Genomic DNA, 6,127 nt, shown 5'->3' with positions numbered 1-6,127 from the left:
CCGCCTCCTGTAGGATCGAGCGCCACCTTAAGGTGGCTCCGAAGGCCGCTCGCGAGCGGCCCGTAAATCAGCCGCTTTTAGCGGCTCACACATCGAAACCCCCCGGCTTTGCCGGGGGATTGTTAGTGTTCGAGGATCGCACAGAAAAGTTCCTGCAGGGTGGACCGTGATAGCGTCCCTCCAGGATGCTCGCCGAGTCTGTTTCTACCATCCTCCCTTCCTGGTTGGTCCGGCTCGATTCCCCACCCTCGAGCCGCGACCCTCTGGGGCTCCAGGCACACGCGATGACGCAGGCCGATCGGCTGTTACCCGGCCTCAACGTGTTCACGTCGCGGGCGCGCTACTACACCTTTCTTTGCTGGGCCCTCGACCGCGCGCAGGCGGCGGAATCGAAGCGTACACACCTCGAGCGCGTGCTCCGGCTCGAACGCCTCCTCGTCCTCTGCGAGGCCCTCCGGCACGAGGACGATCCCAAGGCGTGCAGCTATATCGGCCGGCGGCGCGGCCGGCGATTCGTGAGTGAACGTCGCGGCGCCGGGCTCTGGGAGCTGCCGACGAAGATCCTCAAGAACCAAGCATCGAGCGGCGCCTTGCGGCTTTATCGCACCTCGCTCGCAAGCCTCGGGCTCATCGAGGAGGACGATTTCGACGACGGGCTCGGGCTCCACCTGACGGTTCGAGGCAAGCAGCTCGCCGGGCGGATCAGCCGCGTCGACGAGGGGGTCGTGGCCTGGGCGCTCGAGGGAGGCGCGCGCACGCAAAAGCGCCGCAATACGATCGAGGGCTCGGCGGAGCGGCTCTGCTTGAGCCATCGCCCGGGGGTCCTCGAGCGGCGGTATCTCGTCGACGCGTTGCTCGGCAACGGGGGCGAGCAGGACGCCCTGTCGCGCCGGGACACCGTCCAGATCCTCTTCGAGCACGACCTTCTGAAGGGCGGCTCCACGGGTGACGATGCCACGGACAACGAACCCGTGACGGACGGCGACGAGGAAGCGGAGAAGGCTGGCGGCGCCCTCGAGACACACACGAACTGGAAGGTCCTCCGGCCCGCGCTCGAGCGAGCTCCTTCGAATCGATTGCACCCCATCCAGACCACGGGCGCCTATCAGCTCGTGGCCCTTGGCCTCAATGCGTTGTTCGCGTCGGCGCTCGAGCCCGTCGAGACGCGCGGGCGCATCTCCCTCTCGAAGTGGCGCAAGGAGATCGCCACGCATGCGGGCCGGGACTTCAACTCCGTTCGCGCTGTGACCTGGGCCGCCCGGCAGGATTCCCCCACGGACATCGCCGCCGAGCTCCTCGCGCCCGTGGAGCGTCCGTGGGCCGAGGTCGGCGTGCTCGCTACCCAGCTCTTGTTACGGCTCGGGCTCGAGGATCGATACGTGGAGTGGCTCGGCCTGGAGGCGCCGGCCCTCGTCGAGCGTGTCCTGCTTTGGGCGCGCGACGCGAACCGCGAGCGCGCGGGGGACATGATCGAAAAGCTCCTGCCCGAGCTCGTCGAGCATCACGTCGAGGTATCGGCGAAGAAGGGAAAGGGCGAGTGGATGGTGATGGAGGGGGACGTCGTCGTGCGGCGATCGCCGCGCCCGCTCCGGCTGCTTTTGCACTCGCTCCGCTTCGCCCAGCTCGGCCAGCTCGCCGCCGATCTCGATCTCGGGCCGGAGGACGTCGCCGATGAAGCGTGAGATCAAGCTCTTCGACGAGCTCGACCGTTTTGCCCGCGGCAGCGAGATCACCCACGCGCTCGGCCTCTCGTTCGGGTATGACGGCGACCTCGCGAACGAACGGTTGTGGAAGCCGCTCGTCGAGAAGTACGGGTTGCGGCACCCGCTCGTCATCGCCGGCGAAGTTGGCCGAAACGTCGACGAGGGGACAGCCCGCTGGGTCACGGTCCTTCGCGCGGGAAGAAAGCGCGGTGTCTTTCACCCCAAGCTCTTCCTCGCGGTGCGCGAGGACGCGGTCTTCGCGGCCCTCGGGAGTGCCAACCTGACGAAGGGAGGGCTCGGGCAAAACCTCGAGCTGCTCACGCCGCTCGTATTTTCGCAGGACGCAGAACGGCCCGTGCCGAAGGGCGTCCTCGCCGGCATTCTGGAGTTTCTCGGCGACGTCGTGGAGGGGCTCCCGGTGGCGGACGACTCCGCAGCTCGGGTGCGTGACGTCGTGACGCAAGCCCGGATCGTCCTGGAGGAGCTCCCGGAAGCGCCGCGTCGTGGCCCCGATCTGCGCTTCGTGCATTCGTATCAGGCGTCGATATGGGGTCAGGTGTGCGTCATCCACGATGATGACGCCGTGGAGCACGTGCTCGTCGTGAGCCCTTTCCTGGAGACCGACGCGGACGTCGCAGACGAGGCGGATTCTCTTTTGCGCCACGCGCTCGGAGGGGGGCTCCCTTGGGCGGCGCGCGCGGTCGTACCCCGGATGACGTTGTGCACGGTCTTGGAGCCGAACAAGCTCGCGCCTTTGCCGCGTCTCGCCCTCCAGGAGCTTGGAGCCAAGGTCGCGCTCCGAACCCAGTCGTTCAGCGAGGAAGAGCGGCCATTACACGGAAAGATCGTGGTCGTCTTCGGACGAAAGAGGACCACGATGCTCTGGGGATCACCGAATTTCACGAACGCGGCGCTCCTGCGGTCCGTCGTGCAGGGGGGGAACGTCGAATGCGCGCTCGTCCTTTCGGCCCCGGCCGCCGGTGCGAGCATGGAGTCGGTGCACGAGGAGTTCGAGATCGACAGGCTCTTTTTACGACATCGGGGAGCCTTGCCCCCGGCGTACGTCGCGCCTCCTCCGCCCGAAGTGCTTTTCGAGGTCGGCGAGGCGATCTACGACACGAGGACGCGTGTGCTTTCGGTCCACGGCGCGATCTGGAGCAAAAAGGTCCACCACATCCGCGTCTCCATCGAGGCGGAGGGCGTCGTGCTTCACGAGAGCGGGAGGCTCGGGGTCGGCACTTTTTCCATCCCGATCGAAGACGCTCCCCTCGAGGAGGAGGATCCCGAGACGGGAAAGCGGAGATTGCGCGCGGTTTCCCTCCGCATCGAGGCGCGGAGCGCCGACGGCCGGGTCCTCGACACGCGAATCATGCGGTACAACGTGAGGTTCGAGGAGGCGCTCGGGATTTGGAACAATCTGATCATCGAGACGGAGGTGTTCACGGCGGATGCGCTGCTCGCACAAGCCGCCACGCCGGAGCAACGTGTCGCCGCCGTCGACGCGCAGATCGCGGCATGGAAAGCCGCGCGACGGGAAGAGAAGAGCGCGCCGCAGCAGCACCAGGCGTCCCTCGATCAGTTCTTCCGGCAAGTCCGGGCGGGGCTCGACGGGCACTGGCGTAGGCTCGAGGCGCGCAAGATGTCGCGTTTCGCGCTGCGATGGTGGTCGACCAAGCTTTGCCGTTCGCTCGACTCCGCGTCCGCCGGCTCCATCGACGGGATCCGGCGGACGTATTTCGTGGCGAGGGTCGCCGAGCACGTAGCGCGCGTCGTCTCGGCCGTCGCAGATCGGCACGACGACGCGACGGCGGCGTTCGCCGCGCTCGAACCGGCGAAGCTGGCGGTTGCGCTCGAGGGCGTTCCGCTCGCGAGCGACGCCCGGCACGACATCCTGGACGAGGTGTGGAGCCTGCGCGTACGCGTGGTCGAAATGCTTCAGGAGCGCGCGTGATGGTGGATATCGACAAGCTCCTTTCTCACATCAGCCTCGCGCGCGACAATCAGATGCTGGCGGTGCGCGCCGCGCTCGACGCGCTCCTCGTGCGGGAGCAGAGCGGCATCGTGCTGGCGGACGAGGTCGGTTGCGGGAAGACGTACGAGGCGCTCGGGATCACGGCGCTGCTCTGGCGGCATTTTCGCGGCACACGACAGCCCATCCAGCGCGTGCTCGTGGTGGCCGAGCGCGCGCTCATGAGCAAGTGGCGCCGCGAGATCACGAGCACGAGCGGCGAGGCGGGCTTCCAGCAATACGTCTCGACGGCCGACTGGAAGGCCTTCAGCGACATGCTCCGCCACGTCGAGGAGATCGGAAAACGCTCGGACGGGAAGGGGAGCGGCGTACTCGAAGGCGGGAAGCACCAGGTCCCTCGAGGCCGCATGTATCTCGTGAAGCCGCTCCTGCTCACGGAGAGCAATTCGCACGACGCTTCCCCGATCGTCCGCTGGCTCCGGCAGACGGACTGGGACGTCGTCATCGTCGACGAGGCGCACCATTTCACCAACCTGAAGACCGAGCGCAGCCGCGTCTTTTTCCCCGAGCAGACCGCCGAGAGCCGGAGGGAAGGGCTTTCGGCGAGGTTCACGCTCGCGCTCACGGCCACGCCGTTCCAGCTCGAGATCAAGGAAATGGTCAACCTCCTGCGCATCGCGGGCGCTTGCGACGAGGACCTCGACCGGATCGAGGACGGACTTTCGCGATACGAGAGAGCGCTCGGGCATTTCCACAACAAGCGAAACTTCCTGCCCGCGCACGAGGGCAGGAGGGAGGTCGTGGAGCGCCTGAACGAGCTGCGGCTGCGTGACGCGTCCTGCGGGCAGCGCCCGGGGACACCGGGCTTGCAGCCGCTCTTGCGGCGTTACCTGATCCGGAACGTCAAGGACGAGAACCTCCGTCGTTATGCCCTGACGGAGAAACGGAACGGTGGGTACGTCGCCCGTGGATTTAAGAAGCTCGACGATATGCGTCCCGTGGTGAAGGAGAGCCCGCTCATCCCCCTCGAAGGGGAGGACACCTGGGTCTACCTGCACCTCCGGGACGTGCTCGTGGACGCCCAGCAAGCCTCGAAAAAGGAGAAGGAGGACTCCTCGTTCGTCGCGGGAGATCTCCGGCAGTGCCTCTCGAGTTACGAACAGCTCGGAGGGAGCTCGATCCTCAAAAAAGAAACGCTGCCTCGCGTCGCCGAGACCCGAGCGGCTCTCGACCGACTTCAAGCGACGGGGCACGTCCACCCGAAGATCGCCGCCCTCCGCAGCGTGGTGGAGGGGATCCTCGACCGGGAAATCGAGCGGGTGCGCAGGCAGCCCGGCGCGACGTTGAACAAGATCCTCGTGTTCAACACGCTGATGCGCACGGCCGGAGCGCTGAAGGCGGCGCTGGAGGAGGTCGTCGCCGATCAAGTCAAGCCGTTCGTCGAGGAGCAAGTGAGGGCCGCGGGCTGGGCGAAGCCCTCGGCGGCGCAGGCTGCGGTCCGAAGAGCCCTCGACGAGGAGCGCCGCCTGACACACGACGAGCTACGCAAGAAGTTCGGTCGAGACACCCTGGACAGGACGCGCGTGTTGCTCGACGCCTCAGCGGACGAGGCGCAGGACGACAAGGGGGATCTCATCGACGCCATGTTCCGGAGAGCGTCCAGGCATTGCGCGCAGCCGCTCTTCTTGCTGCACCTCGCGAGGTCGATGAAGCCGAGCCGCGGTGCGCGGCCGGCGGACGCGGACGTGCGGACATTCGTGCGGACACAGGTGGGCGACAGGCTGCGAGAGAAGCTCGACGAGATCGTACGCATCCTCGCGGGCACGGAGCAGGGAGAGGCGAGCGGAGAGGACGACCCCGTCGAGCAGGCGCGCCGAGCATGGGGCGGCATCAAAGAGGTGTACTCGGCGCATGACTATGTCGCGCGTTTCGATGGCGAGCAGGCGAGCGCGGAGCGCGAGGCGCGGCGCGAGAACTTCAACCATCCCTACGCGCCGCTCGTGCTGCTCGTGAGCCGCGTCGGCGAGGAGGGGATCGATCTCCAGAGGCACACCCGTTACGTGCTGCACTACGACGTGGAGTGGAACCCCGCGAAGATGGAGCAGCGCGAGGGACGCGTCGACCGCGAGGGACGAACGACGGCGAACGAGGGCCCGGTCGAGGTGCACTTCTTTCTGCTGAAGGACACGTACGAGGAGCGGATCTTCCACACGGTGATGCAGCGAGACGCGTGGTTTCAGGTGCTCATCGGGTCGAAACGCAAGGCGCTCCTGAAAGGGCCTGCGGAGGAGGACCCGGAGCAAACGGCAGCCGACGTGGATGCGGTTGAGGAGAAGGGGCGAATGACGCCCGAGGAGAGGGAGATGGTGATGATCGATCTGCGACCTCTCGACCCATCACAGCGCCCCCGGCGGGCCGAGCCTCGTACTATCGGGCTCCGGCGCTAGAACCTCCC

General features: G+C 66.8%; 3 protein-coding genes. All 3 read left to right on the top strand.

Translation table 11 applies throughout. The features are described 5' to 3' along the window. The first annotated feature begins 284 nt into the window (after nt 1-284). From KEG38_RS45070 to KEG38_RS45060, 3 genes are read left to right on the top strand one after another with little or no spacing between them, the layout of a single operon-like run. A complete protein-coding gene (locus KEG38_RS45070; protein ID WP_272426924.1) occupies nt 285-1,682 on the top strand; it encodes a hypothetical protein in 1,398 nt (465 codons plus the stop codon). Next, nucleotides 1,672-3,654 (top strand): phospholipase D-like domain-containing protein, encoded by a 1,983-nt coding sequence (locus KEG38_RS45065; protein WP_272426923.1) that lies wholly within the window; start codon nt 1,672-1,674, stop codon nt 3,652-3,654. Before KEG38_RS45070 ends, KEG38_RS45065 begins: the two co-directional genes overlap by 11 nt. After that, a complete protein-coding gene (locus tag KEG38_RS45060; RefSeq protein WP_272426922.1) occupies nt 3,654-6,119 on the top strand; it encodes a helicase-related protein in 2,466 nt (821 codons plus the stop codon). The genes KEG38_RS45065 and KEG38_RS45060 overlap by 1 nt, the downstream gene beginning before the upstream one ends. The last annotated feature ends 8 nt before the right edge of the window (nt 6,120-6,127 follow it).

The sequence above is a fragment of the Polyangium jinanense genome (assembly GCF_028435265.1).
In the GTDB taxonomy this organism is placed as follows: domain Bacteria; phylum Myxococcota_A; class Polyangia; order Polyangiales; family Polyangiaceae; genus Polyangium; species Polyangium jinanense.
This window is presented reverse-complemented; position numbering and strand designations above follow the sequence as displayed.